A 24,455-nucleotide genomic window follows, 5' to 3' on the forward strand; every position below is an offset into this window, starting at 1 on the left:
GATGTTCACGGGAATAGTGGAGGAGCTCGGCGAGGTCGTCGCCGTCGAGCCCCTCGGGCGGGCGGCGCGCCTCACCGTCCGCGGCAAGACGGTCACCGGTGACGCCGGCCACGGCGACTCGATCGCCGTCAACGGCGTCTGCCTCACGGTGGCGGGCATCGACGGGGAGGCCTTCACGGCCGACGTGATGAAGGAGACCCTCGACCGCTCGTCGCTGGGCGCGCTCCTCCCCGGCTCCCGGGTCAACCTGGAGCGTGCCGTACGGGCCGACCAGCGGCTCGGCGGGCACATCATGCAGGGGCACGTGGACGGCACCGGCACGGTGCTGTCCCGCGAGCCCGGCGAGCACTGGGAGGTGGTGCGGATCTCGCTCCCGGCCGGCCTCGCCAGGTACGTCGTGGAGAAGGGGTCGATCGCGGTCGACGGCGTCAGCCTCACCGTGGTCGGCGTGGACGGCGAGTCCTTCTCCGTCAGCCTCATCCCCACCACGCTGGAGCTCACCACCCTCGGCCGCAAGGGGCCCGGCGACCCGGTCAACCTCGAGGTCGACGTGATCGCCAAGTACGTGGAGAAGCTCCTCCCCGGGGCCCGCTCATGAGCTGGACGGACGCGGGGTTCGACGTGCTGGGCCAGCACGTGCTCTGGACCGACCTGGTGGGCAACGTCTGCGCGCTGAGCACGGTCTGGCTGGCGATCAGGAAGACCATCTGGACGTGGCCGGTGCAGCTGGTCGGCTCCGTGCTCCTGTTCGCCGCCTCGATCAGCGCGCACATCACGGGCAACGCGCTCAAGCAGGCCATGTTCGGCCTGCTGGCCGTCTACGGCTGGGTGAAGTGGTCGCGCGGCCTGCGCGACGGCGCCGGGTTGCGGATCCGCTCCGCGACCGCCCGGCAGCGGACGTGGCTGGTCGTGGCGACGGTCGCCGGCACGGCCCTGGTGGCGCTGCTGTTCACGTTCCTCAACGCCCGGGGCCTGAACATCTCCTGGGCCCCCTGGCCGGACGCCTACATCTTCGTGGGCAGCGCGGTGGCCACCTGGGCGCAGGGCAGGGCCCTCGTCGACTTCTGGGTGGTCTGGGTGGCCGTGGACCTCGTCGGGGTGCCGCTGGCCTTCACGTCCGGCCTGGTGGTCTCCGGCCTCGTCTACGGATTGTTCTTCGTGATGGTGTGCATCGGATTCCGTGACTGGCTGCGCCAGTCGCGCACGTTGGAGGCGGTGACCGTATGACCGGCATCAGGCTCGACCCGGTCGAGCGGGCCATCGCCGACATCCGCGACGGCAGGGCCGTCGTGGTCGTCGACGACGAGAACCGGGAGAACGAGGGCGACCTCATCTTCGCGGCCGCCAGGGCCACCCCCGAGCTGCTCGCCTTCATGATCCGTCACACCAGCGGCGTCATCTGCGTCGGGATGGAGGGCCCCGCCCTCGACCGGCTCGGCCTGCCGCTCATGGTCCAGGAGAACAAGGAGCGCCTGCGCACGGCGTACACGATCAGCGTCGACGCCCGCGACGGGGTGACCACCGGCATCTCGGCGGCCGACCGGGCCAGGACGATCCGCACCTTGTGCGACTCGGCCACCGAGCCGTTCGAGCTGGTCCGTCCCGGGCACGTCTTCCCGCTGCGATACCGGGAGGGCGGGGTGCTCGCGCGGCGGGGGCACACCGAGGCGTCCGTCGACCTCGCCCGCCTGGCCGGGCTGACCCCGGCGGGAGGGCTCGCGGAGATCGTGAACGACGACGGCACCATGGCGCGGCTGCCCCGGCTGCGCGAGTTCGCCGACGAGCACGACCTCGCGCTGATCTCGATCGAGCAGCTCGTCGAGTGGCGGCGCAGGTCCGAGACGATGGTGACCCGGGTGGCCGAGACCCGCATCCCCAACCGGTACGGCATGTGGCGGGCCTACGGCTACGCCAGCGCGCTCGACGGGGGCGAGCATCTCGCTCTGGTCTACGGCGACCTGGCCGACGGCGAGGGCGTGCTGGTCCGGGCGCACTCGGAGTGCCTCACCGGCGACGTGCTCGGCTCGCTGCGGTGCGACTGCGGGGTGCAGCTCGACGCGGCCATGCGGGCCGTGGCCGAGGAGGGCCGGGGGGTCATCGTGTACCTGCGCGGCCACGAGGGCCGGGGCATCGGCCTGCTGGCCAAGCTGAGGGCCTACGGCCTGCAGGACAACGGCAGCGACACCGTCGACGCCAACGTCGAGCTGGGGCTCCCGGTGGACGCCCGTGAGTTCTCCAACGCCGGGCAGATGCTCGCCGACCTCGGCGTGAAGTCGGTCCGCCTGCTGACCAACAACCCGGCGAAGGTGCGCGGCATGGACGGCTACGGGATCAAGGTGCTCGGCCGTGAGCCCATGCCGGTCACGATGAACCCGTACAACGAGAAGTACCTGACGGCCAAGCGCGACCGCCTCGGCCACGACATTCCAGTGGAGGAGGACCGATGAGCGGTGACGGACGTCCGGACGCCCCGGCGGTGGACGCGAGCGGGCTGACCGTCGGCATCGTCGCGGCGCGGTGGCACGAGAAGATCACCGACCAGCTCCTCGCCAGAGCCGCGCGGGCGGCGGAGGACAGCGGCGCGGCCGTCGTCACGGTCAGGGTGGCGGGGTCGCTGGAGATCCCCGTGGTGGCCCAGGCGCTGGCGCGCCGGTGCGACGCGGTGGTCGCCCTCGGGGCGGTGATCCGCGGCGACACCGCGCACTTCGACTACGTGTGCGACTCGGTCACGTCGGGGCTGACCAGAGTGTCCCTGGACGAGCGCACCCCGGTGGGCAACGGGGTCCTCACCTGTGACACCCTTGATCAGGCGGTCGAGCGGTCCGGCGTGCCGGGCAGCAAGGAGGACAAGGGATACGAGGCCACCGTCGCCGCCCTGGAGACCGCCCTCGTCCTCCGCGGCCTCGCCACCTGACCGGGCTCACGGCGGGTGGGCCCGGCCGCCGTCCCGGCGACGCATTCGAGCGGGAAGACTCCATTGGTGATCATCAAGACTCCGGCGCGGCGCCTCCAAGCCGGCTCCGCGCCCGATCGCGGGGCGAGCCGCCATGCCTGACGGCAAGGCGCCCCCGCTGCCGGTGACCTGGCGTCCCCGCCGTGCCAGGGTCATCGCGTACGGCCTGGCGGGCGTCATGGTCGCCGGGTCGGTGCTCCTGGCGGTCATCATGCCCGAACAGTTCAAGCTGCCCGACCGGCTCGCGCTGGTGGTCTTCGGCGTGCTGGTCGCGGCCATCCTGCACCTGCTCGGCCGGCTGCGGGTGCACGCCGACGACCGGGGGCTCACGGTGGTCAACGCCCTGCGCGTGCACCGCTTCGAATGGGCCGAGGTGCTCGACGTGACCATGGTCGAGGGCGACCCGTGGCCCAAGCTCGACCTGGCCAACGGGCTCACCCTGGGCGTGATGGGCATCCAGAGCACCGAGCGGGAGCGCTCCCGCCAGGCCCTGTCGGAGCTGAGCGCGCTCATCCGCGAGCGCGGCGAGGCCCCCGACCGGGCGTGAGGTCAGGTCAGGCCCGCCCAGCCGCGCAGCGCCGCCGTCGCGGTGCGGCGGTCCCGGGAGGACAGGGTCGCGATCTCCGTGCTGTGGTTGCCGGTCGTGGCGGTGAACACGTACGTGTCCGCGGCCTCGGGCGTGAACCGCTCGGCGCTCCACGGGTCGCGCCCGCCGTAGACGAACATCATCTGGGTCGCCTCGTTCGTCACCCACCTGTCGACGTCCCGCATGGCGGCGCCGTCGTAGGAGGAGCGCAGCGACGCGGGCAGCATCGAGTTCGGCTGGTAGAGCCCGGGGTGCCGCGTCAGGCCCTTCAGGTGGGCGAAGCGCGGTGACGCCCAGCCGAGCTGCCTGGCCGCCTGGTAGTAGTACCCGACATACGGCCGCACGCCCTGGTCGGTGTACTGGCTCCAGTCCTGGATCCGGCCGACCCAGTCGAAGATCGCCTTGTCGGACGCGCTCCGGCGCGGGATCGAGCCGCACTCCTCCGCGCCGAAGTACTGCCAGAACGTCCAGACCGAGTCGAGCACGCTCATCTCGAACGAGCGGTCGGCCGAGCCGAGGTACCGGCCGAAGGTGAAGTGCTTGCGCTTGGCGTAGGCCCTGAGACGGGGAACCAGCCGGGTGCGCCGCTTCAGCGCCTCCCGCTGCGCCGTTCGCAGCGCCGCCCGGCAGGACGGCGTGCCGACGGTGGCGAAGAACCGCTCGTACGCGCCGTCCTCGCCGTTCACCGCGTCGTTCGGCGCGACGTACGCCACCACCCCGTCGAGGTCGTCCGGGTAGAACCGGCGGTGGTAGACGGCCGTCATGCCGCCCTTGCTGCCGCCGGTGGCGATCCACGCCCCGCCGTAGACCGGCGTGAGCGCCTCGACGATCGCGTGCTCGTCGCTCGCCTCCTGCCAGATGTCGAGCTTCGACCAGTCCTTCCTCTCGGGGAACGACGTGCCGAAGAAGCGGTGCTCGACGGAGAGCTGGTTGGCCGACAGGATCGCCGCCGGCTCGCTGAGCGACGGGTGCCCGGACTCGCCGTACCCGCCGGTGTACATCACCATCGGCGCCTTCGCCGACCGGTGCTGCAGGACGAGCCGCTGCTTGAACGTCCCCTTGGCCGGGTTCCGGTGATCTATCGGCTGGGTGATCGTCAGCGTGTAGTCCGTGTAGCCGCCCTCACGCTTCTTCGACACGACCTTCAGGCCGGGGACGGCCTTGAGCCGGGATCCGATGTCGTCCCCCCGCGCCGTCCCCGCCTGGCCGGAAGCGGCCGCCGCGGCGGCCGGAAGGACGGCCGGGGGAGCGGCCGCGGGGATGACGAGCGCGGCCGCCGCCAGGACCGGCGGCAGCGCCGTCCGCGCCACCCGCACCGTCCGTGACAGGCGTGGGCTGCGTGCTCTGGGGCGTGGCGGCACGCCGGTACCTCCCGGGCCGACAGTGATCCGGAAGACTGTGCCGTATCACCAGATGTCACGGCAAGTCCGGGCGGACCGGAGTTATCGGACCGTGCTGGGCGCCCGCTCTCTCAGGCGCTGAGCCGTACGGGCGGGACGGTCCCGAGCAGGCCGCGGCGGCGCAGCTCGGGCAGCACGCCCTCGCCGAACCAGTAGGCCTCCTCCAGGTGCGGGTAGCCGGACAGGACGAACTCCTCGATGCCGAGCGAGGCGTACTCCTCGATCAGGCCGGCGACCTCGGCGTGGCTGCCGACCAGCGCCGTCCCGGCGCCGCCGCGGACCAGGCCGACGCCCGACCACAGGCCCGGGTAGATCTCCAGGTCCCGCGCCGCGCCGCCGCGGAAGCCCTCGTGCAGTGCGAGCATCCGCTTCTGCCCGACCGACTCGCTGCGGCCGAGGATCGCCCGGGCGGACTCGATGTCCTTGGGGTCGATCCGGGCGAGCAGCCGCTCCGCCTCCGCCCACGCCTCCTCGGAGGTGTCCCGTGTGATCACGTGCAGCCGGATGCCGAAGCGCAGCGACCGGCCCTCGGCCGCCGCCAGGCCGCGGATCCAGTCGAGCTTCGCCGCCACCTGCGACGGCGGCTCGCCCCAGGTGAGGTAGACGTTCACGTGCCGCGCCGCGACAGGGCCGGCGGCGGCCGACGAGCCGCCGAAGTAGAGCTCCGGCACAGGGGAGGGCCGCTCGGCGACCATGGCCCCCTCGACCTGGTAGTGCTCCCCGGAGAAGTCGAACGGCCCGTCCCAGGCGCCCCGGACGACCGAGAGGAACTCGTCGGTGCGCGCGTACCTCTCGTCCTTGGACAGGTGGTCGCCGAACCGCTTCTGCTCGGTCGCCTCCCCGCCCGTGACCACGTTGAGCAGCAGCCGGCCGCCGGAGATCCGCTGGTAGGTGGCGGCCATCTGCGCGGCCAGGGTCGGTGACAGGAAGCCGGGCCGGAAGGCCACCAGGAACTTCAGCCGCGTCGTCACCTGCGTCAGCGCCGCCGTCACCAGCCAGGCGTCCTCGCAGAACGTGCCGGTGGGGGTGAGCACGGCCTCGAAGCCGAGCTGCTCGGCCGCCCGGGCGATCTGGCCGAGGTAGTCGATCGTGGGCGGGCGGAACTCGGAGGCGGTGGGGTGGCCGTGACCGCGGTGCAGGCCGTGCCCGCCGCCGACGATGGCCCGTCCGTCGCCCGTAGTGGGCAGGAACCAGTGGAATCTCATTGCTGTGCCTTCGCCACGATGTCGTTGTACCGGTTGTCCACGAAGCCGGAGAACTTCACGCTGCCGGGGATGAGGCCCTCGGAGGTGAACGCGTCGGCTATCTGCTGCTCGGAGGAGGTGACCGAGTCGTCGATCACGATGGGGGTGGCGACGGCGTTGGCGACGGCGGCGTCGGCCACCTCGACCGGCAGGCCCGTCTCCTGCGCCCACACCTTCGCCCACTCGGCCTGGTGGGTGGCCGCCCAGTTGCGGGCCCGGGCGAGCCGGGTGAGGAAGTCGCGGATCGCGGCGTCCTTGCCCTTGTCCTCGACGGCGGACGGGGCGGCGACCTGGAAGTTCAGGCCGTTGACGTAGCCGGTGCCGTCGACGAGCAGCTTCGCCTTGTTCTGGATCCGCGCCTGGGAGGTGAACGGGTCCCAGATGGCCCACGCGTCGACCGTGCCGGAGGAGAAGGCCGCCAGCGCGTCGGCGGGCTGGAGGTACTGCGGCTGGATGTCCTTGAAGGACAGGCCCTCCTTCTTCAGCACGGCAAGCAGGTGGTAGTGCGCCGAGCTGCCCTTGGCCACCGCCACCTTCCTGCCCTTGAGCTGCACCGGGGAGGTGATCGAGGAGCCCTCGGGGACGATGATCGACGCCCCCGCGAGGTTCTGCCGGTACGCGGCGACGATCTTGATCTTGGAGCCGGACGCCGCGGCGAAGACGGGCGGGGTGTTGCCCACGCCGCCGATGTCGACGGCCCCGGCGTTGACGGCCTCCAGCAGCGGCGGGCCCGACGTGAACTGCGACCACGTGATCGCGTACGACGTGCCGCCGAGGAGCCCGGCGGCCTTGAGCAGTGCCTGCGACCCGGCCTTCTGGTCGCCGACGCGCAGAGTCACCGACGACCCCGACGAGCCCTTGGCGTCCCCGGAGGTGGAGCCCGTGGAGGCGCAGGCGGTGGCGGCGGACACGACGAGGATGAGGGCGGCGAGGAGTTTCCTGTTCATGGTGTTCCTTCGGGGGAAACGCCGAGTGCGGCCAGCAGGGCCGACCGGAGGGACACGAGGCCGGGGTGGTCGCGGTGGCGGGGGCGCGGGGTGGTGATGGCCGCCTCGTGGGCGATGCGGCCCCCGTCGAGCACGAGGACGCGGTCGGCCAGCAGCAGCGCCTCGTCCACGTCGTGGGTCACCAGGAGCACGGCGGGCCGGTGGGCCGCCCACAGGTCGAGCACCAGCCGGTGGATGGTGATCCTGGTCAGCGCGTCGAGCGCGCTGAAGGGCTCGTCGAGCAGCAGCAGCCCCGGCTCCCGGACGAGCGCGCGGGCGAGGCTCGCCCGCTGTGCCTCCCCGCCGGAGAGCGTGAGCGGCCAGGCGCCGGCCCGCTCCGCCAGACCCACCTCGGCGAGCGCCGCGTCGGCCTTCTTGTCGGCGTCGGGCACGGCGAGGCCGAGCGTGAGGTTGGCCCGCACGCGCTTCCACGGCACGAGGCGGGGCTCCTGGAACGCCACGGCCACCGACCCGTCGACCGTGAGGCCGCCCTCGACGTCGTCGTCCAGCCCGGCGAGCGCGCGCAGCAGCGTCGACTTGCCCGAGCCGCTGCGGCCGAGCAGCGCGACGAACTCGCCCCTGCCGATCTCCAAGTCCAGTTGATCGAGGACGGTCCGGTCCCCGAAGCGCCGGGTCAGGCGCCGTACGGATGCGGCCGGGGCCCCGTCCGAGGGGTGCGGCGCGACGGCCGTCACCTCGCCAGGAAGTCGCGCCGCCATGTGAGCGCCCTCCTTTCGAGCAGCCGCACGACGGCGTCGGTCAGCAGGCCGAGCGCGCTGTAGACGAGCAGGCCGACCACGATCACGTCGGTACGGAGGAACTCGCGGGCATCGTTGATCATGTAGCCGAGACCAGCGCTGGCGTTGACCTGCTCGGCCACGATCAGCGCCAGCCAGGCGACGCCGAGGCTCTGCCGCAGGCCCACGAGCATCTGGGGGAGCGCCCCGGGGAGCACGATGTGCCGGATGAGCTGGGCCCGCGTCAGCTTGAGCGTCCGCGCCAGCTCGGCGAGCTTGCCGTCCACACCCCGGATCCCGGCGAACGTGTTGAGGTAGAGCGGGAAGGAGACCGCCAGAGCCACCAGCAGGACCTTGGGCGCCTCGCCGATGCCGAACCAGAGGATGAACAGCGGGATCAGCCCGAAGAACGGCAGCGCGCGGAGCATCTGCATGATCGGGTCGACGGCGTTCTCGCCGGCGCGGCCGAGGCCGGCGACCAGCGCCAGCCCGAGGCCCGCGACGGCCCCGGCGGCGAAGCCCGCGAGGACGCGCTGGAGCGACACCGCGATCGCCGTCGGCAGCGTGCCGTCGCCGGCCAGGTCGACGGCGGTCGCCGCGATCGTGGACGGCGCGGCGAGCAGCCGGGTGGGCAGCAGCCCGGTCGAGCTGGCGATCTGCCAGGCGGCGACGAGGGCCAGCGGGCTGATCCAGCGCTGCCAGGATCTGCCGGGCAGCCGCCGGTGCTGGGGACGGGCATCGGGACGGGGATCGGCCCGGACCGCTGTCCCCAGTTCGAGGACGGACATGGACCACCTCGCAAAGGGGGTGATAGGGGATTTCTGCCCCACACTATTGTCTATATTTCCTATCGGGTCAATAGGTTAATTGCCGCTAGAGTCGTCGTCGGATCGACCGGGGAGGGCGCGTGGCCGTGCTGATCGACCGGCCCAACTGGCCGGGCCCCCGTGGCCTGCTCTGGTCGCACCTCGTCAGCGACCACTCCTTCGAGGAGCTCCACGAGTTCGCCCGTGCGCTGGACGTGCCCAGGCGCGCGTTCGACCGGGACCACTACGACGTGCCGGAGACGGTCTACGACAGGGCGCTCGCCCTCGGGGCCGAGGCCGTGCCGAGCGGGGAGCTGGTGCGCCGCCTCCGCGCCGCCGGCCTGCGCCGCCCCAAGCGCTATCTCAGGTAGGCGCCGTGTGCGCCGTTCTCCGTGCACGGCCATGCCTGGCTTGTGGGTTAATTTAACCTAGGTTACCGTGGACCCGTGTACTCCGACATAGTGATCCTGCGCGGGCTGCTGCAGGGTCCCAGGCACGGCTACGAGATCAAGAAGTACATCGCGCGCATCGACGGCGGCCTGCTCAACAACAACACCCTCTATCCGGCGCTGCGGAGGTTCGAGCAGCGCGGCGAGGTGGAGAAGGTGGCGGAGGAGGTCTCGCCCGGTCGGCCGCCGAGGAAGGTCTACCGGCTGACCGCGCAGGGCCGAGCGCGCCTGCTTTCCCTCCTGGCCGTCGCCGACCCGCTGGTCCTGATGAAAGAGGAGGAGTTCCAGGTCAGGGTGGGCCTGTTCGACCTGGTCGAGCCCGAGGTCAGGCGGCGGATCGTCGAGGCGCGCAGGGACTGCGTCGAGCACTCCCTCGCGCTCCAGGAGGAGCTGCTCCCCGGCTCGCAGGCCCACCCCTGGGGCATGCGCGTCCTCCGGTTCAACATCGAACGGCACCGCCTGGAGCTGGCCTGGCTGGACGAGCTGGAGGCGGCACTTGAGGAGACCCCCCATGACCCCACCGGAGACCCCACCGGAAACCCCACCGGAAACGCGGCAGGCTGAGCCGTCCCGGCTCATGTCGATCGGGCTGGTCGCCGGCCCCATCCTGTCCATGATCGACTCGTCGATCGTCAACGTCGCCGTCCCCGACCTCGTACGCGAGCTGGGGCGGCCGCTGAGCACGGTGCAGTGGGCGGTCAGCGGCTACCTGCTCTCCCTGGCGGTGGGCCTGGCCCTCACCTCGTACGCCGCCCGCCGGTTCGGCCTGCTCCCGGCCTACATCGGCAGCCTGGCCGGGTTCACCCTCGCCTCGCTCGCCTGCGCGTTCGCCCCCGGCGCCGGCGCGCTGATCGCCTTCCGGGCCGTCCAGGGGCTGTGCGGGGCGCCGATGGTGCCCCTCGCCGTGGGCCTGCTGATCGGCGGGGCCGCGGGGGACCGGCCCGCCAGGATGCCCGTCACCGCCGGGCTGGCGTTCTTCGCCGCGCCGGCCCTCGGCGTCTCCGCCGGCGGGCTGCTCATCAGCGCGTACGGCTGGCGCTCGATGTTCCTGGTCAACCTGCCCATCGGGCTGCTCGCCCTGCCCGGGGCCGTTGCGGCGTACCGGGCCGGCATGGGGACCGCCGCCGACCGGGGCACGCGGCTGGACGTTCCCGGCCTCGCCCTCCTCGCCTCCGGGCTCGCCCTGTCCACGTACGGCGTGGAGCGGGCGGCCGGCCACGGCTGGGCCGACCCCTGGTGGCCGGTGGGCCTGCTGCTGCTCGCCGGATACGTGCTGTGGGCCCGCCGCCGGCCGCAGGCCGCCCTCGCCCTGGACCTCGTCCGCGACAGCGGCCGCGCCCTCGTCCTGGCGCTGTGCACGGTGGCGAGCGTCGTGCTGTTCGCCGTGCTGTTCCTGGCGCCGCTCTACCTGCAGGGCATCCAGCACCGGTCGGCCACCGTCACGGGCCTGGCGCTGCTTCCCCAGGGGCTCGCCATGGGCCTGTCCGCTCCGCTGTCCGCCAGGATCGCGGAACGGTTCTCTGTGCGGGTCACGGTGGCGGCGGGGATGCTGTTCCTCGCCGTCATGACGGGGCTGATGGCCCTGTTCGGCGCGGGCACGCCCGTGTGGCTCACCACGCTGGTCCTGTGCGGGCGCGGCCTGGCCATCGGCTTCACCAGCCAGCCGCTCGTCCTGTCGCTGCTCGGCGGTCTCGCCCCCGAGCGCGTTCCCGATGGGAACACGCTGTTCAGCGTGGCGCAGCGGCTCGCGGGCTCCTTCGGGATCGCCCTGCTGGCGACCTTCTACGCCTCGCGCGGCGCGGCGACCGGCTCGCCGCTGACCGGGCTGCACGAGTCCGTGCTGATCCTGGCGGCCGTCGCCCTGCTCGGCGCGTTCGGCGCGGTGTGGCTCAGGACCGCCGCCCCCGCCGGCGCCCCCGTCCCAGCGGCCTGAAGGACGCACGGGCACGTACGCGGGAGGGGCCGGCGGGATCGGGTGGAGCGAGCCAGGGTGCGTGGCCGTCTGCCGAAGCTAGAATGGCGGTGGCTGCCAGGAAGCCACCGGTCCGCGGGAATGGGCTCAGCCCACCTGGTGCGTGCGGCAGGTGCCACCGTCGTTCTCCTTTCGGCCTGGTCGAGCGGACATCAGGCAGACGAGAGGAGTCCGCCGTGCCGACCCTGGACATGCCAGGCCGTCCCCGCCTCGACAACTTCCGCCGGCAGGCACGTGCCCTGCAGCGGGCCGTCCGGGCCGGCGAGCCCGGCGCCGTCGCGCGGCTGGCCCGCCACCATCCCGGTGGCGTGCCCGGTGACGCGAGGGCCCTGCGGCTCAGCGCGGCGCAGCTGGTCGTGGCCCGCGAGTACGGGTTCGCCAGCTGGCCCAGGCTGACGCGCTACCTGGAAACGGTGGCGGAACACGGCTGGGACACCAAGCTGGGCGCGGCGGCGTCGGCCGGCCCGGCGGGGGAGTTCTGCCGCCTGGCCTGCCTGACGTACAGCCGCGAGGACGGGCCGGAGCGCTGGGCGCGGGCCCGGCAGCTGCTCTCCCGGCATCCCGCTCTCACCGCGGGCGACATCTCGGCCGCCGCGGCGGCCGCCCGCCCGGACGACGTCGCCCGGCTGCTCGCCGAGCGGCCGGGGCGGGTGGCCGAGCGGAGTGGCCCGTTCGGCTGGCGGCCGCTGTACTACCTCGTCTACTCACGCTTCGACCCGGACGTGCCGGCCGGGCGTGTGCTCGCGGTCGCCCGGCAGCTGCTCGACGCGGGCGCCGACCCCGACGAGGGATACCTCTTCGACGCCCTGCCGTCGCCGTTCACGTTGCTGACCGGTGTGTTCGGCCACGGCGAGCTGGGCCGGCGGCGCCAGCCCCCGCATCCGCACTGGCGGGCCCTGGGCCGGCTGCTGCTCGACGCGGGCGCCGACCCCAACGACGCCCAGACCCTGTACAACCGGATGTTCGAACCGGACGACTCGCATCTGGAGCTGCTGTTCGAGTACGGGCTGGGCGCCGGCGACGGCGGCCCGTGGAAGGCGCGGATCGGGGAGCTGAGCACGCCCGCGGAGATGCTGCGCGTCCAGCTGCGCTGGGCGGTCGAGCACCACCAGCCCGCCCGGGTGCGGCTTCTGGTCGAGCACGGCGTCGACTTCCATTCACCGTTCGAGGGCGACGGGCCCGCGTGGAGCCCCGGCGACGGCCGTACGCCGGTCGAGCTGGCCCTGCTCAACGGTGACACCGAGATCGCCGGCCACCTCCTCGCGCGGGGCGCCGCGCCGCCCGCCCCCGACCCGGTGCGCGAGCTGATCGCCGCGGCGTTCCGCGCCGACCGGTCCACGCTGGACCTGATCATCGCCGAGCATCCCGGCGTCGTGGCCCAAGCCCGCCGCAGCCGCCCCGGGCTGATCGTGTGGGCCGCGACCCAGGCGTCCGCCGAGACGGTCGTGCTGCTGGCGGAGCTCGGCTTCGACGTCAACGCCCGCGGGCGCGGCGACGCCCCGGTCGAACAGGAGTGGGAGACCGCGCTGCACCACAGCGCCGCCAGGGGCGACGTCGAGCTCACCCGCCGGTTGCTCGGCCTCGGCGCCGACCCCGATCTGCGTGACCGGCGTTTCGGCGCGACCCCTCTGGACTGGGCGAGACACCACCACCAGCTGTCCACGGCCGCACTGCTCGAACCCGTCACCACACCACCGGCGAACGGCGGATGACCGCGCCAGGCGGCCGTGTGGCGCACGATCGGTCCGGCGCGTGGCACGAATCGGCCGCCCCGCGCGGGTGATGGTTGTAGAGATGAGGCATGAGGTTTCGCCGGTTCGGTCCGCTGCCGCGCCGCGTGGCGTTGCCCCGGCGTTCCCCCGGGCGGTGGATCCTGGTGGCGCTCGGTCTGGGGGTGCTCGTGGTGGCGTTCGCCGGGGGCGCCGGCCCGTACCGGCAGACCCAGGCGTTCCGCGAGACCGTGGCGTGCGAACGGAGCGCCGGCGGCTGTTTCGGCAGCGAGCCCGGCTCCATCGCCGGCCGGCGCACCTACACCACCACCTCGACGGAGACGTACACCGACGCCAACGGCGTGACGCACACGAGCACGTCCACGACCACCCACCATGAGGTCACCTGGCGGCGGGCCGACGGCTCCCGGCAGAGCCGCGATGTGGCGCCGGGCTTCTACGCCAAGGCCAAGGAGGGACTACCGGCCACACTGCGGCTCTGGCACGGGGAAGTCGTCGGCGTGGAGGTGATGGGCGGCGACCAGTGGTTCCTGCCGGCGTCCGGCGCGAGCCTCGGCCTCTGGCTGTACCTCGCCTTCTTCGGCCTCGGAGTCCTGCTGTGGGGGCTGCTTTTCGGCTGGTGGGACGGGTTCTTCATGCTCGCGTTCCGCACGTTCGCCTGGATGTTCCTTGCTTTCCTGCCGGTGTCCATGACGGTGGACGCCCTGGCCTACGGCCTGGCCACCGGAGGGGATCTCTACGTGCAGGTCGCGTTCGCCCTCTTCTTCGTCGCGATCGGTGGCTGGGTGCTGATCGGCTCGCTCGACACCTGGTGACCGGTGAGACCGGCCGGCCACCGGCCTTGTTGTGAAGGCGCCCGGTGACGCTAGGACGAGGCCGCGAGCGCCGCGAGCTCGCGGCGCATGTTCTCCCTCGCCCGCCGGTCCCACAGATCACGCCCCGCCTCGGTTCCGAACAGATGGTCGCCGGTGAGCAGCCGCGTCAGGACGGCGGAGCGTCCTGCCCGGAACGGCTCGTCAGGTATGTGCCGGTACTCCTCCCGCACCGCTCTGGCGTACGCGTCGTACTCCTCGGGGGCGCTGCCGAGAACGGCCAGGTCGGCGTCGCACAGTACGGCCGCGTCGGCGTCCCCTGGGTCGTAGGAGTGGGTCGCGGTCATCCGCACGAGCCTGGCCACCTCGCGGACGCGCCCAGGGGCCGCCCCGCACGCCGGGAGCCTCGCCTGGGCGAGCTGCGCGCTCCGCTCCTCGTCCCAGCCGGGCCGTCCCTCGTACACGGCGTCGTGGAACCACGCGGCGAGCCGTACGGCGTCGGCGTCCCCTGCCAGGGCGGCGAGCGGTTCGACGGCGGCGAGGACGGCCCGCAGGTGGGCGGTGGTGTGGTAGCGGCGGTGCGGCTCGGCCCAGCGGGCCAGGAGCTCCGCCGTCAGCGCCCGTCCCGCCGGGGAGCCGGCGAGCCCCGGAGGCGGGGGCAGTGCCCTCCCCTGAGCCGGGAGTCTCAGCCCGGCGCTGTCCGCACGTTCTCCGACGCCTGAAACGGTATCCACCTCTCCCACAAGCACCATGCGGCGATCACGCAGTCCGCTGTGGACGGTGCCCAGTCAACCAGCCTCGCGGTGGTCCGGGAAAGGCGGATGCCCCGGGCGGGGTCGGCGCGTGAGGCGAAACGGGGGATGCGGTCCAGTGTCTTCGTGGGAAGGGCGGTGACGACGGCGACCCGGTCGAGGTCGCGTGCCTTGAACGTGACGAAGGAGTACTCGTCCGGGAACCCGGAGGGCCGCACCAGGTATTCGATGTCCCGGAGCCCGCATATCCCACCCGACACCGTGAGCTTCAGCCACAGCTGCGCGAAGGACGTGACCGCCACGACCGCATGCGGCACCTGGGCGAGGATCTCACCGGTGAAATCGGCCTCGCCGAAGTCATAACCGACGCTGGAGACCACGGTGTGCGTCTTCACGCCGGGGCCGGCCCCCGCCGCCAGGAAGCCTCTGATGTCGTGTGCGGACGTCAGGAATCCCGTCGCCATGCGGGTGCCGACGCTGTACATGCTCACGTCGCACTCGTCCGGGCCGAACACGGCGGCGCCGGTGAATCCGGCGAGGTCCATGACGCCCGGCTCGCGGTGGATCTGGCAGATGAGGCTCCCGTCGAGGCGCGCGGCGAGCGAGGCGTGCGCGGCGGGCACGGCGTTCAGGGGCCTGCTGGGCTGCAGGACGGCCACCTGCGCGTAATCGTCGACGTCCGGGTTGTAGAAGTCGATCGCGCGGATCAGGTCGCGCATCTCGCCGTCCGTGACGCGATCGAGGTCGGTGGCGAGCTCGGCACTCAGCTGGGACACCAGCGCCCGCCATCTAGCGCCGCCCACCTGAGGCCGGGCCGAGACGGGTATGGGGGCGTGCTTGACGATGTCGCCGCGCCGCGACAGGCGCACGACGTCCCGGATCCGCGACAGCGGCTGCCGCTGCGCCCAGGGGAACAGGGAGAGGAACCGCTTGGTCGGCTGGTTCTCCGCGCTCCTCAGCAGCGCCTGGAAGGCCTCCGCCTCAGGGAAGCCGGACTCCAGGGTGCCGATCAACCCCGCCGGGCTGAGCGCCCAGACGGCCATCGCCTGCACCAGCGCCGCGTAGTTCAGCGGGTGCGCGCCGGGATCGAGGCTGCCGTCCGCGCGCTGGGTCCGGGCGGCGGACACCAGGTAAAGTTCGGTCGCCAGCGCGCATCCCGCCGAGTACGCCCGCGGCGTTTTCGGAATCCGCACCTCGCCCACCGGTAACCCCAGGGCATGGAGCTTCGGGTTCATCAGCTCCATCATCTCGGTCAGCGTCCACGCGGCGGTCTCGTGCACCTGGTCCGTGCTGCGCTGAATGATTCCCGCGTACGACTTCAGATGTTCCAGGGCCGCGAGGTCGGAACGCGTGGCGGCGTGAAGCGCGCACGCGCGAAGCGCCTGCTGGACGAATCCGAGAACGCTGAGATCCACCAGTCGCGCGTGAACCAGCTCGTGCTGGACGACCGCGTCCACAGAAAAGCCGGCGCCCGGAACGAAGGAAATGGTGTTGCCGCTCTCAAAGAAGCCGTACACGCCCTGAGCGCTGTCCCGGCTCCAGTAGACCGACACCCGCCCTCAGTCTTTCGCGCGCCAGGTGGCGGTCACGACGAGATGGCAGGTGGCGCGACCCTGCGCGATGACGGGCAATCCGGCCGAGCTCTCCAGTTCCACGCCGAACTCCACGGTGACCTCCTCGGGGCGGCTCGCCGCCTGCCGTAACTGCGAACCCAGGTCGTCGATTCTCTTCTGCAGTTCGCCCGCCACGTCGCGGAACTTGGACATCACGTCGACGGCCTCGGCGCGCATGCCGTATTCGGCCCTCTCGGCGGCCGTGTCGGTCACCGAGACCAGCGTGCCGTCGGCATATTGGATGACAGGCATTCTCACGCCCTTTTGTATCGGAAGGAATCAGCCGTCCACCGAGCCCCGGAAGGACCGGGACGGGACGGGTGACTAATCGCGGGTGCCCGTATCCTAACGCCGCCCAGGACGCTTCCGACGGTCCGCTGAACGACCGCCGGAAGTTCGCTTTCCGGGTGAATTCGGGATTCGCCCGGAGAATCGACGCCGGATACGCGCCCTGTGCGATCGTTGTGCCGACGGCCTCGCCGCACGCCCGTATTTGGCGGAATCGGACAGGGCCCCGCCCGCCCCGGGCACGTAGCCTGTCCCTGTGCTGGTGCGAACAGGTGAAACGGCGGGGATCGAGTCGCCGGCGAGGCTGGCGGAGCTGCTCGACGGCCACGACTACCTCGCCGGCGACGGCCTGGCGACCGCCGCCTTCCTGGCGGTGCGGATGGGCCGGCCGCTCTTCCTCGAAGGCGAGGCGGGCGTCGGGAAGACCGAGCTGGCCAAGAGCCTCGCCGCCGTGTTCGGGGCTCCGCTGATCCGGCTGCAGTGCTACGAGGGGCTCGACGCGGCCCAGGCCCTCTACGACTGGGACTTCGCCCGCCAGCTGCTGCACCTCAAGGCGGCCGAGGCCGCCGGGGCCGCGGACGTCGCCGCCCTGGAGGGCGAGATCTACGACCGGCGGTTCCTGATCGCCCGGCCGCTGCTGCGGGCCCTGGAGACCCAGCCGTGCGTGCTGCTGGTGGACGAGATCGACCGCGCCGACGACGAGTTCGAGGCGTTCCTGCTCGAGGTGCTGTCCGACTTCACGATCTCCATACCGGAGCTGGGGACGATCAGGGCGGCGTCCCCTCCGCTTGTCGTCCTGACCTCCAACCGGACGCGCGAGGTCCACGACGCGCTCAAGCGGCGCTGCCTCTACCACTGGCTCGAACACCCCGGCTTCGAGCGGGAGGTAGCGATCCTCCTGCGGCGGCTGCCGGGCTGCACGGAACGGCTCGCCGCCGGCGTCGCGAGGGCGGCCGCGCGGCTGCGCGAGGCAGGCCTCGTCAAGCCGCCGGGCATCGCCGAGACGCTCGACTGGACCGAGGCCCTGCTCACGCTCGGCGCGGCCGAGCTGGACCCGGGCCTGGCCGCCGCGACCCTCGGCGCCGTGCTCAAGTACCGCGAGGACCAGGAGGCCGTACGGGTGCGTGGGCTGCTCGCCGCCGGCGGGGACGGCCGCCATGCCTGAGAACGGCGTCCGCGGCCCGGCCCCCGCGGGAAACGACGCGGCGAGGGGCGGTGAGCGGCGGGGCGTGGCCGCCACCATGACCGGCTTCGCGCGCACGCTCCGCGCCGCCGGGGTGGGGGCCGACCACCAGCGCACCCAGAGCTTCCTGGCCGCCGTGGGGCATCTCGACGTGGCGGACGAGCGGGACGTCTACTGGGCCGGCCGCCTCACGCTCTGCGCCGGCCGCGACGACCTCCCCGTCTACGACCGGTGCTTCGCCGCCTACTTCTCCGGGGTCCGGCCGCGCGCCCCCCGTCCCGCCATGACCGTGTCCGTGACCCGCCCGGCCGCCACGCCGTACGGCTCCCGCGAGCCCGAGGACGCCGGCGAGCGCAGCGCCCCGCCGGCGACCGCGAGCGAGACGGAGGTGCTGCGCCACCGAGACGTCGCGCGGATGAGCGAGGAGGAACGGCGGGAGGTCCACCGGCTGCTCGCGATGCTGCGGGGCACCCGGGCGCGGCGCCGGTCGCGCAGGTTCCGGCCGTCGTACCGGGGGACGCTCGACGCCCGCCGCACGGTGAGGGAGGCGCTGCGGCACGGCGGGGAGCCGGCGCGGCTGCTGTCGCGTGCCCGCAGGGACCGGCCGTGGCAGGTCGTCCTGGTCGTCGACGTGAGCGGCTCGATGGCCGCCTACGCCGACACCCTGCTGCGCCTCGCCCACGCGCTCGTCGTGGCGGAGCCGGGGGCGACCGAGGTGTTCACCGCCGGGACGCGGCTGACCAGGGTCACGGCCCCCCTGCGCCACCGTGACCCCGAGACCGCGATGGAGGCGTGCTCGGCGGCGATCCCCGACTGGAGCGGCGGCACCCGCCTCGGCGAGGAGCTGAGGGAGCTCCTCAGGCTGCCCGACCCTCGCGGCGCCGTCGTGGTGATCGCCTCGGACGGCTGGGAGCGAGGCTCTGCCGACCTGCTCGGGGCCCAGATGGCCCGCCTGTCCCGGCTCGCCCGCCGGGTGATCTGGGTGAACCCCCACAAGGGCGACCCGGCGTACCGGCCGCTGACGGCGGGGATGCGGGCGGCGCTGCCGTACGTCACCGACTTCGTGCCGGGCCACAGCCTGGCCGCGTTCGAGCGCCTGGCCGCCCTCCTCGCGGACGGGCGGGCGGGCCGGGCGGGCGGGCCGTTCAGAGGGGGGTGCGCTGATGCGTGACGTGCTGCACGAGATCATGCGGTGGTGGGAGTCGGGGGAGCGCTTCGCGCTGGCCACCGTGGTCGGGACGTTCCGCAGCGCGCCGCGCCCGCCCGGCGCCGCGATGGCGGTGCTCGGCGGGGACGTCGCGGGCAGCGTGTCCGGCGGATGCGTGGAGGGCGCCGTCTACGAGCTCGCCCAGGAGGTGGTGGCCGGCGGCGCGCCGGTGCTCCAGCGGTACGGCGTGAGCGACGACGACGCCTTCGCGGTCGGCCTCACCTGCGGCGGGATCATCGACGTGTTCGTCGAGCCGGTATCCAGGGACGGCTACCCGGAGCTGGGGGAGATCGCCGCGTCGGTGGACGGCCACCGGCCCGTGGCCGTCGCCACGATCGTGTCCGGCCCCGGGCGGGTGGGGGCGCGCAGGGTGATCTGGCCCGGCCGTTCCTCCGGGTCGCTCGGCTCGGCCCGGCTGGACGACGCGGTGGACGACGACGCGCGCGGCATGCTCGCCCAGGGGCTGACCGGCGTCCGGCGCTACGGCCCCGAGGGGGAGCGGCGGCTGGACGACCTGCAGGTGTTCGTCCGCTCCTTCGCGCCGCCGCCCCGCATGCTCGTCTTCGGCGCCATCGACTTCGCCGCGGCCGTCGCCAGGATCGGGAAGTTCCTCGGCTACCACGTGGTCGTCTGCGACGCCCGGCCGGTCTTCGCCACCGCCAAGCGGTTCCCCGAGGCGGACGAGGTCGTGGTCAGGTGGCCGCACGACTACCTGTCCGAGGCCCGGGTCGACGAGCGGACCGTGATCTGCGTGCTCACCCACGACCCGAAGTTCGACGTGCCGCTGCTGGAGGTGGCGCTGCGCACCCCCGCGGCGTACGTCGGGGCCATGGGCTCGCGCCGCACGCACGAGGATCGACTGACGCGGCTGCGCGAGGCGGGCCTGACGGACGCCGACGTCTCCCGGCTGAGGTCGCCGATCGGGCTGGACCTCGGAGCCCGCACACCCGAGGAGACCGCCGTGTCGATCGCCGCCGAGCTGATCAAGCTGCGCTGGGGCGGCAGCGGCATGCCGCTCACCGACACCACCGGCCGCATCCACGGCGACCAGCTCCACGAGCCCGGATGACGGGCCCCACGAGCGAGGTCGCGGGCGTGCTGCTGGCCGCCGGGGGCGGCAGCAGGTTCGGGGGGCCCAAGGCACTGGTGGAGTTCGAGGGAGAGCGGCTGGCCGACCGCGGCGTGCGACTGCTCGCCGACGGCGGGTGCGGACCGGTCGTCGCCGTCCTCGGGGCCGCGCCGACGGCTCTCCCCGGCGCCGTCACGGTCGTGAACCCCGACTGGGCCACCGGCATGGGCTCGTCCCTGCGTGCCGGGCTGCGGGCGGTGCCCGGCTCGGCCCGGGCGGCGGTGATCGCCCTCGCCGACCAGCCGCTGATCCGCCCGGCGGCCGTGCGGAGGCTGATCGAGGCGTTCGAGGCCGGGGCGGAGGTCGCCGTCGCCGAGTACGGCGGACAGCCGCGCAACCCGGTGCTGATCTCCAGGGCGCATTTCGCGGAGGTGTGCGCGCTGGCCGAGGGCGACGTGGGGGCGCGCCCCTTCCTGCGCGCACGGCCCGAGCTGGTCACCCGGGTCGCCTGCGACGACGCCGGCGACCCGGCGGACGTCGACACCCTTGAGGACCTGCGCCGCCTGTCCGCCGTACGGGCTGATGTCGACCGGCGCCCGCCCGGCCGTTAGCCTTGGGTCCCGGTAACGGAACATAGTTCGGTTCCGTTGGGTGCGCCGAAGGGACGAAACGGATGCGGATCGGGATGGCCCTCAACTACGCCGGGGGCTTCAAGGAGACGGTGGCCGAGCTCGCCGACCACGAGAAGGCCGGGCTCGACATCGTGTTCGTGGCCGAGGCGTACACCTTCGACGCGGTCAGCCAGATGGGCTACATCGCGGCCAGGACCGAGCGCCTGCAGATCGCGTCGGGCATCCTGCCCATCTACTCCCGCACGCCGGCGCTGCTGGCGATGACCGCCGCCGGGCTCGACTACGTCTCCGACGGCCGGTTCACCCTGGGCCTGGGCGCGTCCGGCCCCCAGGTGATCGAGGGCTTCCACGGCGTGCCGTACACCGCGCCGCTCGCACGCACCCGGGAGATCATCGAGATCTGCCGCAAGGTCTGGCGTCGCGAGCGCCTGGAGTACGAGGGCACCCACTACACGATGCCCCTCAAGGGCGGCACCGGCCTCGGCAAGCCGCTGAAGCTGATCAACCACCCGGTGCGGGAGCGCATCCCGATCGTGGTCGCCGCGATCGGCCCCAAGAACGTCGAGCTCACCGCCGAAATCGCCGAAGGCTGGGAGCCGATCTTCTTCATGCCGGAGAAGGCGGCCGACGTGTGGGGGGCGTCGCTGGCGGCGGGCAGGGCCAGGCGTGCCCCCGAGCTCGGCGAGCTCGACGTCGTCGCCCAGGCCGTGCTCGCGATCGGCGACGACGTGGACGACGTCCTGGAGTTCGGCCGCCCGATGGCCGCCCTCTACATCGGCGGCATGGGCGCCAAGGGGAAGAACTTCTACAACGACCTCGCCCGCCGCTACGGCTACGAGAAGGAGGCCGAGCGCATCCAGGACCTCTACCTGGAGGGCAAGAAGGACGAGGCGGCCGCCCATGTGCCGCGCGAGCTGCTGGAGAAGATGTCACTGGTCGGCTCGGAGGGCCACGTCAGGGAGCGGCTCGCCGCCATGCGGGAGGCCGGGGTGACGACGATCAACGTGGCGCCCTTCGCCGCGACGCACGCCGAACGGGTCCGGCTCATCGAGAAGGTCAGGGACCTGGCGGGCTGACGCGGCCACGGGCGTAGAGTCCCCTACGTGATCCACGCAGAGCGCCGCGCGCGGCTGGCCGCCGCGCTCCCGGAGCACGACGCCGGCGCCGTGCTCGTCACCTCTCCCGTCAACGTCCGGTACCTGACCGGTCTTTCCAGCTCGAACGCCGCGCTCCTCGTGCCCGCGGAGGGCGACGCGGTGCTTGCGACCGACTCGCGCTACATCCAGACCGCCCGGGAGACGTGCTCCGGCCTGGAGCTGGTCGAGGAGCGCGACGTCGCCGGGGCCCTGCTGGCCCGCGACGGCCTCCCGGCGGCGATCGCCGTCGAGGGCGGTCACCTGCCCGTCGGCCGGTTCCGGCGGCTCGCCGGGGCACTCCCCGCCGGGCGCCGCCTCACACCGGCCGACGACCTGGTCGAGACGGTCAGGGCGGTGAAGGACGCCGGCGAAATCGAGGCCCTGCGCCGGGCGTGCGCGATCACCGACGAGGCGTTCTCGCAGGTCGTCGGGCGAATCGCCCCCGGCGTCACCGAGCGGGAGATCGCCCGGTGGCTGGAGGCCGCCATGATCGACCTGGGGGCCGAGAAGCCGGCCTTCGACACCATCGTGGCGTCCGGGCCGAACGGCGCGATCCCGCATCACTCGCCCACCGACCGGCCGGTGGAGGCGGGGGATCTGGTCACCATGGACTTCGGGGCCCGCCACGAGGGCTACCACGCCGACATGACCCGCACCGTGGCCGTCGGGCCCCCCGCCGGCTGGCAGCGCGACCTCTACGAGCTGGTACGGCTCGCGCAGCGGGCCGGGCGCCACGCCGTACGGCCCGGGGCGGCGGCGCGCGAGGTCGACGCGGCGGCGCGCGGCGTCATCGCGGAGGCGGGCCACGGGGGGCACTTCGAGCACGGTCTGGGCCACGGCGTCGGGCTGGAGATCCACGAGCTTCCGTTCCTGGGCCCTGACAGGACCGGTAGACTAGAGGATCGAGTTCCGATCACCGTCGAGCCGGGGGTCTACCTGCCAGGCAGGGGCGGTGTGCGCATCGAGGACACGCTGGTGACGCGTGACGACGGGCCGGAGCTCCTCACACTGACGACCAAGGAGCTGCTCGTCCTCTAGGGCAGCCGCACGCAGGAGACCACGTGGCGACGACGAACGACCTGAAGAACGGACTCGTGCTCAAGCTCGACGGCGGGGAGCTGTGGACCGTCGTCGAATTCCAGCACGTCAAGCCCGGTAAGGGCGGCGCGTTCGTCCGGACCAAGCTCAAGAACGTCATGTCCGGCAAGGTCGTCGACAAGACCTTCAACGCCGGCGTGAAAGTCGACGTGGCCAACGTCGACAAGCGCGAGATGCAGTACTCCTACCTCGACGGCGAGGACTTCGTGTTCATGGACACGCAGACCTACGACATGGTCAACGTCGGCCGCGACGTGGTCGGCGACGCCGCCAACTACATGCTGGAGAACACCACGGCGACGATCGCCTTCAACGAGGGCGTCCCGCTGTACGTGGACCTCCCGGCCGCGGCCGAGCTGACGATCTCGCACACCGACCCCGGCCTCCAGGGCGACCGCTCCACCGGCGGCACAAAGCCCGCCACGCTGGAGACCGGCGCGGAGATCAAGGTGCCGCTGTTCATCACCACCGGCGAGAAGGTCAAGGTCGACACTCGCACCGGCGAGTACCTCGGCCGGGCCTGACGTGTCGGCTCGGGGGAAGGCCCGCCGCCGCGCGCTGGACATCCTCTTCGAGGCCGAGGCCCGCACCGAGAGCCCGCTGGACGTGCTCGCCGAGCGGGTGGAGCGGTCGGACCCCCCGGTGAACGAGTACACCTCCTTCCTCGTGGAGGGCGTGTTCCGGCATCTGGACCGCATCGACGAGCTCATCTCCACCTATTCCGAGGGGTGGACGCTGGAGCGGATGCCCGCCGTGGACCGCAACGTCCTGCGCGGCGGCACCTACGAGATGCTCTGGTCCGACGAGGTGCCGGAGGGCGTGGTGATCAGCGAGTGGGTGCATCTGGCGGCCGAGCTGTCGACCGACGAGTCGCCGCAGTTCGTCAACGGGCTGCTCGCCCGGTTCAAGCAGCTCAAGCCCTCGCTGTCCCTGTGAGCGGACCTGTGAGCAGAGCTGTGAGCAGAGCCGCGAGCAAACTGTGAGTGGAGCCGCGAGCGGATTCGTGAGCGGACTTGTGAACGGGGAGGCCGCAGATGCGTGACGCCACGCGGAGGACCGTCGTCTGGGAGGCCCTGCGCACGGTCCTGTCTGAGCGGGCGGAGTCCACCGGGCGCCGGACGCTGGACATCGTCGACGCCGGGGGAGGGACGGGCGGCTTCGCCGTCCCCCTGGCCGAGCTCGGGCACGTGGTGACGGTGGTCGACCCGACGCCCGACTCGCTCGCGGCGCTGGAGCGCCGGGCGGCGGAGACCGGTGTCGGCGTGAAAGGCCTCCAGGGCGACGCCGCCGACCTCGGTGAGCTGCTGGAGCCGGGCAGCGCGGACCTGGTGCTCTGCCACAGCGTGCTGGAGTACGTGGAGGACCCGGCGCGCGCCCTCGGCGCCGTCCGGGGCATCCTGCGGCCGGGGGGCGTGGTCAGCCTGCTCGCGGCCAACTCCGTCGCCGTGGCCCTGCACCGCTCGCTCGCCGGGCACTTCGACGAGGCCCGCCGGTCCCTGTCCGACCCGGACGGGCGCTGGGGCGACCGGGACCCCACCCCGCGCCGGTTCTCCCGGGAGACCCTCTCCGGGCTGATGGAGGCGGCCGGATTCACCGTCCGCGACGTGCACGGCGTACGGATCTTCGCCGACCTGGTGCCCGGCATGCTCGCCGACGGCGACCCGGACGGGCTGATCGCGCTTGAGCAGGCGGCGGCGGCCCACCCCGTGCTGCGCGACATCGCCACCCGGCTCCACGTCATCGCCTGCCGGTGAACGCCCCGTCCCGTCCGCCCTTCGAATAGAAACGGTGTTCGGGTAGGG

At 72.7% G+C, this 24,455-nt stretch carries 27 protein-coding genes; 19 read left to right on the top strand and 8 right to left on the bottom strand.

All coding sequences use genetic code 11. The features are described 5' to 3' along the window. Position 1: 1 nt before the first annotated feature. The 5 genes from AB0B72_RS05510 to AB0B72_RS05530 all read left to right on the top strand — a co-directional run bounded on the left by AB0B72_RS05510 (position 2) and on the right by AB0B72_RS05530 (position 3,500). Positions 2-598 (top strand): riboflavin synthase, encoded by a 597-nt coding sequence (locus tag AB0B72_RS05510; protein ID WP_367737105.1) that lies wholly within the window; start codon positions 2-4, stop codon positions 596-598. Beyond that, entirely contained in the window at positions 595-1,227 is a 633-nt protein-coding gene (locus AB0B72_RS05515; RefSeq protein ID WP_367737106.1) for a nicotinamide riboside transporter PnuC, read from the top strand. The genes AB0B72_RS05510 and AB0B72_RS05515 overlap by 4 nt, the downstream gene beginning before the upstream one ends. Then, entirely contained in the window at positions 1,224-2,447 is a 1,224-nt protein-coding gene (locus AB0B72_RS05520) for a bifunctional 3,4-dihydroxy-2-butanone-4-phosphate synthase/GTP cyclohydrolase II (RefSeq protein ID WP_367737107.1), read from the top strand. Before AB0B72_RS05515 ends, AB0B72_RS05520 begins: the two co-directional genes overlap by 4 nt. Beyond that, positions 2,444-2,914: a 6,7-dimethyl-8-ribityllumazine synthase gene (gene ribH / locus AB0B72_RS05525; protein ID WP_367737109.1), complete on the top strand. Its 471-nt coding sequence runs from the start codon at positions 2,444-2,446 to the stop codon at positions 2,912-2,914. The genes AB0B72_RS05520 and ribH overlap by 4 nt, the downstream gene beginning before the upstream one ends. Before the next feature lie 133 nt (positions 2,915-3,047). Next, positions 3,048-3,500 (top strand): PH domain-containing protein, encoded by a 453-nt coding sequence (locus AB0B72_RS05530; RefSeq protein ID WP_367737110.1) that lies wholly within the window; start codon positions 3,048-3,050, stop codon positions 3,498-3,500. A gap of 2 nt (positions 3,501-3,502) precedes the next feature. Here the strand turns inward: AB0B72_RS05530 and AB0B72_RS05535 are convergent, their stop codons facing one another. The 5 genes from AB0B72_RS05535 to AB0B72_RS05555 all read right to left on the bottom strand — a co-directional run bounded on the left by AB0B72_RS05535 (position 3,503) and on the right by AB0B72_RS05555 (position 8,694). Beyond that, a complete protein-coding gene (locus AB0B72_RS05535; protein WP_367737111.1) occupies positions 3,503-4,849 on the bottom strand; it encodes a S28 family serine protease in 1,347 nt (448 codons plus the stop codon). A gap of 161 nt (positions 4,850-5,010) precedes the next feature. Beyond that, positions 5,011-6,144, bottom strand: a complete 1,134-nt coding sequence (locus tag AB0B72_RS05540; protein WP_367737112.1) for an LLM class flavin-dependent oxidoreductase — start codon at positions 6,142-6,144, stop codon at positions 5,011-5,013. Beyond that, on the bottom strand, positions 6,141-7,130 hold the full coding sequence (locus AB0B72_RS05545; protein ID WP_367737113.1) for an ABC transporter substrate-binding protein: 990 nt from the start codon (positions 7,128-7,130) through the stop codon (positions 6,141-6,143). The genes AB0B72_RS05540 and AB0B72_RS05545 overlap by 4 nt, the downstream gene beginning before the upstream one ends. Then, entirely contained in the window at positions 7,127-7,888 is a 762-nt protein-coding gene (locus tag AB0B72_RS05550) for an ABC transporter ATP-binding protein (RefSeq protein WP_367737114.1), read from the bottom strand. Before AB0B72_RS05550 ends, AB0B72_RS05545 begins: the two co-directional genes overlap by 4 nt. After that, complete coding sequence (locus AB0B72_RS05555; protein WP_367737115.1) at positions 7,861-8,694, bottom strand: ABC transporter permease; 834 nt, start codon at positions 8,692-8,694, stop codon at positions 7,861-7,863. The genes AB0B72_RS05550 and AB0B72_RS05555 overlap by 28 nt, the downstream gene beginning before the upstream one ends. A gap of 119 nt (positions 8,695-8,813) precedes the next feature. On the opposite strand from AB0B72_RS05555, the gene AB0B72_RS05560 reads away from it, so the two are divergent. The 5 genes from AB0B72_RS05560 (at position 8,814) to AB0B72_RS05580 (ending at position 13,678) form a co-directional block, all read left to right on the top strand. Then, complete coding sequence (locus tag AB0B72_RS05560; protein ID WP_367737116.1) at positions 8,814-9,083, top strand: DUF4031 domain-containing protein; 270 nt, start codon at positions 8,814-8,816, stop codon at positions 9,081-9,083. A gap of 75 nt (positions 9,084-9,158) precedes the next feature. Further along, entirely contained in the window at positions 9,159-9,725 is a 567-nt protein-coding gene (locus tag AB0B72_RS05565) for a helix-turn-helix transcriptional regulator (RefSeq protein WP_367737117.1), read from the top strand. Continuing rightward, on the top strand, positions 9,673-11,094 hold the full coding sequence (locus AB0B72_RS05570; RefSeq protein WP_367737118.1) for a DHA2 family efflux MFS transporter permease subunit: 1,422 nt from the start codon (positions 9,673-9,675) through the stop codon (positions 11,092-11,094). Before AB0B72_RS05565 ends, AB0B72_RS05570 begins: the two co-directional genes overlap by 53 nt. Before the next feature lie 215 nt (positions 11,095-11,309). Next, entirely contained in the window at positions 11,310-12,845 is a 1,536-nt protein-coding gene (locus tag AB0B72_RS05575; RefSeq protein ID WP_367737119.1) for an ankyrin repeat domain-containing protein, read from the top strand. Between the two features lie 89 nt (positions 12,846-12,934). After that, positions 12,935-13,678: a hypothetical protein gene (locus AB0B72_RS05580; RefSeq protein WP_367737120.1), complete on the top strand. Its 744-nt coding sequence runs from the start codon at positions 12,935-12,937 to the stop codon at positions 13,676-13,678. 50 nt (positions 13,679-13,728) lie between these two features. Here the strand turns inward: AB0B72_RS05580 and AB0B72_RS05585 are convergent, their stop codons facing one another. From AB0B72_RS05585 to AB0B72_RS05595, 3 genes are read right to left on the bottom strand one after another with little or no spacing between them, the layout of a single operon-like run. Then, positions 13,729-14,409: a metal-dependent phosphohydrolase gene (locus tag AB0B72_RS05585; RefSeq protein ID WP_367737121.1), complete on the bottom strand. Its 681-nt coding sequence runs from the start codon at positions 14,407-14,409 to the stop codon at positions 13,729-13,731. Beyond that, positions 14,361-15,980 carry a hypothetical protein gene (locus tag AB0B72_RS05590; RefSeq protein ID WP_367737123.1) on the bottom strand — a complete coding sequence of 540 codons (1,620 nt, stop codon included), beginning with the start codon at positions 15,978-15,980 and terminating at the stop codon, positions 14,361-14,363. The genes AB0B72_RS05585 and AB0B72_RS05590 overlap by 49 nt, the downstream gene beginning before the upstream one ends. Positions 15,981-15,986: 6 nt before the next feature. Continuing rightward, positions 15,987-16,253, bottom strand: coding sequence for a CU044_2847 family protein (locus tag AB0B72_RS05595; RefSeq protein ID WP_367737125.1), 267 nt, complete (start codon positions 16,251-16,253; stop codon positions 15,987-15,989). Positions 16,254-16,584: 331 nt separating this feature from the next. Between AB0B72_RS05595 and AB0B72_RS05600 the strand changes: the two genes are divergently transcribed. The 9 genes from AB0B72_RS05600 to AB0B72_RS05640 all read left to right on the top strand — a co-directional run bounded on the left by AB0B72_RS05600 (position 16,585) and on the right by AB0B72_RS05640 (position 24,407). Further along, positions 16,585-17,493, top strand: a complete 909-nt coding sequence (locus AB0B72_RS05600; protein WP_367737126.1) for an AAA family ATPase — start codon at positions 16,585-16,587, stop codon at positions 17,491-17,493. Continuing rightward, positions 17,486-18,682, top strand: a complete 1,197-nt coding sequence (locus AB0B72_RS05605; protein WP_367737127.1) for a VWA domain-containing protein — start codon at positions 17,486-17,488, stop codon at positions 18,680-18,682. The genes AB0B72_RS05600 and AB0B72_RS05605 overlap by 8 nt, the downstream gene beginning before the upstream one ends. Continuing rightward, complete coding sequence (locus AB0B72_RS05610) at positions 18,675-19,787, top strand: XdhC family protein (RefSeq protein WP_367737128.1); 1,113 nt, start codon at positions 18,675-18,677, stop codon at positions 19,785-19,787. The genes AB0B72_RS05605 and AB0B72_RS05610 overlap by 8 nt, the downstream gene beginning before the upstream one ends. Then, positions 19,784-20,398, top strand: a complete 615-nt coding sequence (locus tag AB0B72_RS05615; RefSeq protein WP_367737129.1) for an NTP transferase domain-containing protein — start codon at positions 19,784-19,786, stop codon at positions 20,396-20,398. The genes AB0B72_RS05610 and AB0B72_RS05615 overlap by 4 nt, the downstream gene beginning before the upstream one ends. A gap of 62 nt (positions 20,399-20,460) precedes the next feature. Continuing rightward, complete coding sequence (locus AB0B72_RS05620; protein WP_367737130.1) at positions 20,461-21,495, top strand: LLM class F420-dependent oxidoreductase; 1,035 nt, start codon at positions 20,461-20,463, stop codon at positions 21,493-21,495. A 27-nt stretch (positions 21,496-21,522) separates the two neighbouring features. Beyond that, entirely contained in the window at positions 21,523-22,593 is a 1,071-nt protein-coding gene (locus AB0B72_RS05625; RefSeq protein ID WP_367737131.1) for a M24 family metallopeptidase, read from the top strand. 23 nt (positions 22,594-22,616) lie between these two features. Then, positions 22,617-23,177 carry an elongation factor P gene (efp, locus tag AB0B72_RS05630; protein WP_367737132.1) on the top strand — a complete coding sequence of 187 codons (561 nt, stop codon included), beginning with the start codon at positions 22,617-22,619 and terminating at the stop codon, positions 23,175-23,177. A gap of 1 nt (position 23,178) precedes the next feature. Beyond that, positions 23,179-23,589, top strand: coding sequence for a transcription antitermination factor NusB (gene nusB, locus AB0B72_RS05635; protein WP_367737133.1), 411 nt, complete (start codon positions 23,179-23,181; stop codon positions 23,587-23,589). Positions 23,590-23,687: 98 nt separating this feature from the next. After that, on the top strand, positions 23,688-24,407 hold the full coding sequence (locus tag AB0B72_RS05640) for a methyltransferase domain-containing protein (RefSeq protein WP_367737134.1): 720 nt from the start codon (positions 23,688-23,690) through the stop codon (positions 24,405-24,407). The last annotated feature ends 48 nt before the right edge of the window (positions 24,408-24,455 follow it).

This window comes from Microbispora sp. NPDC049125, assembly GCF_040802045.1.
Lineage (GTDB): Bacteria > Actinomycetota > Actinomycetes > Streptosporangiales > Streptosporangiaceae > Microbispora.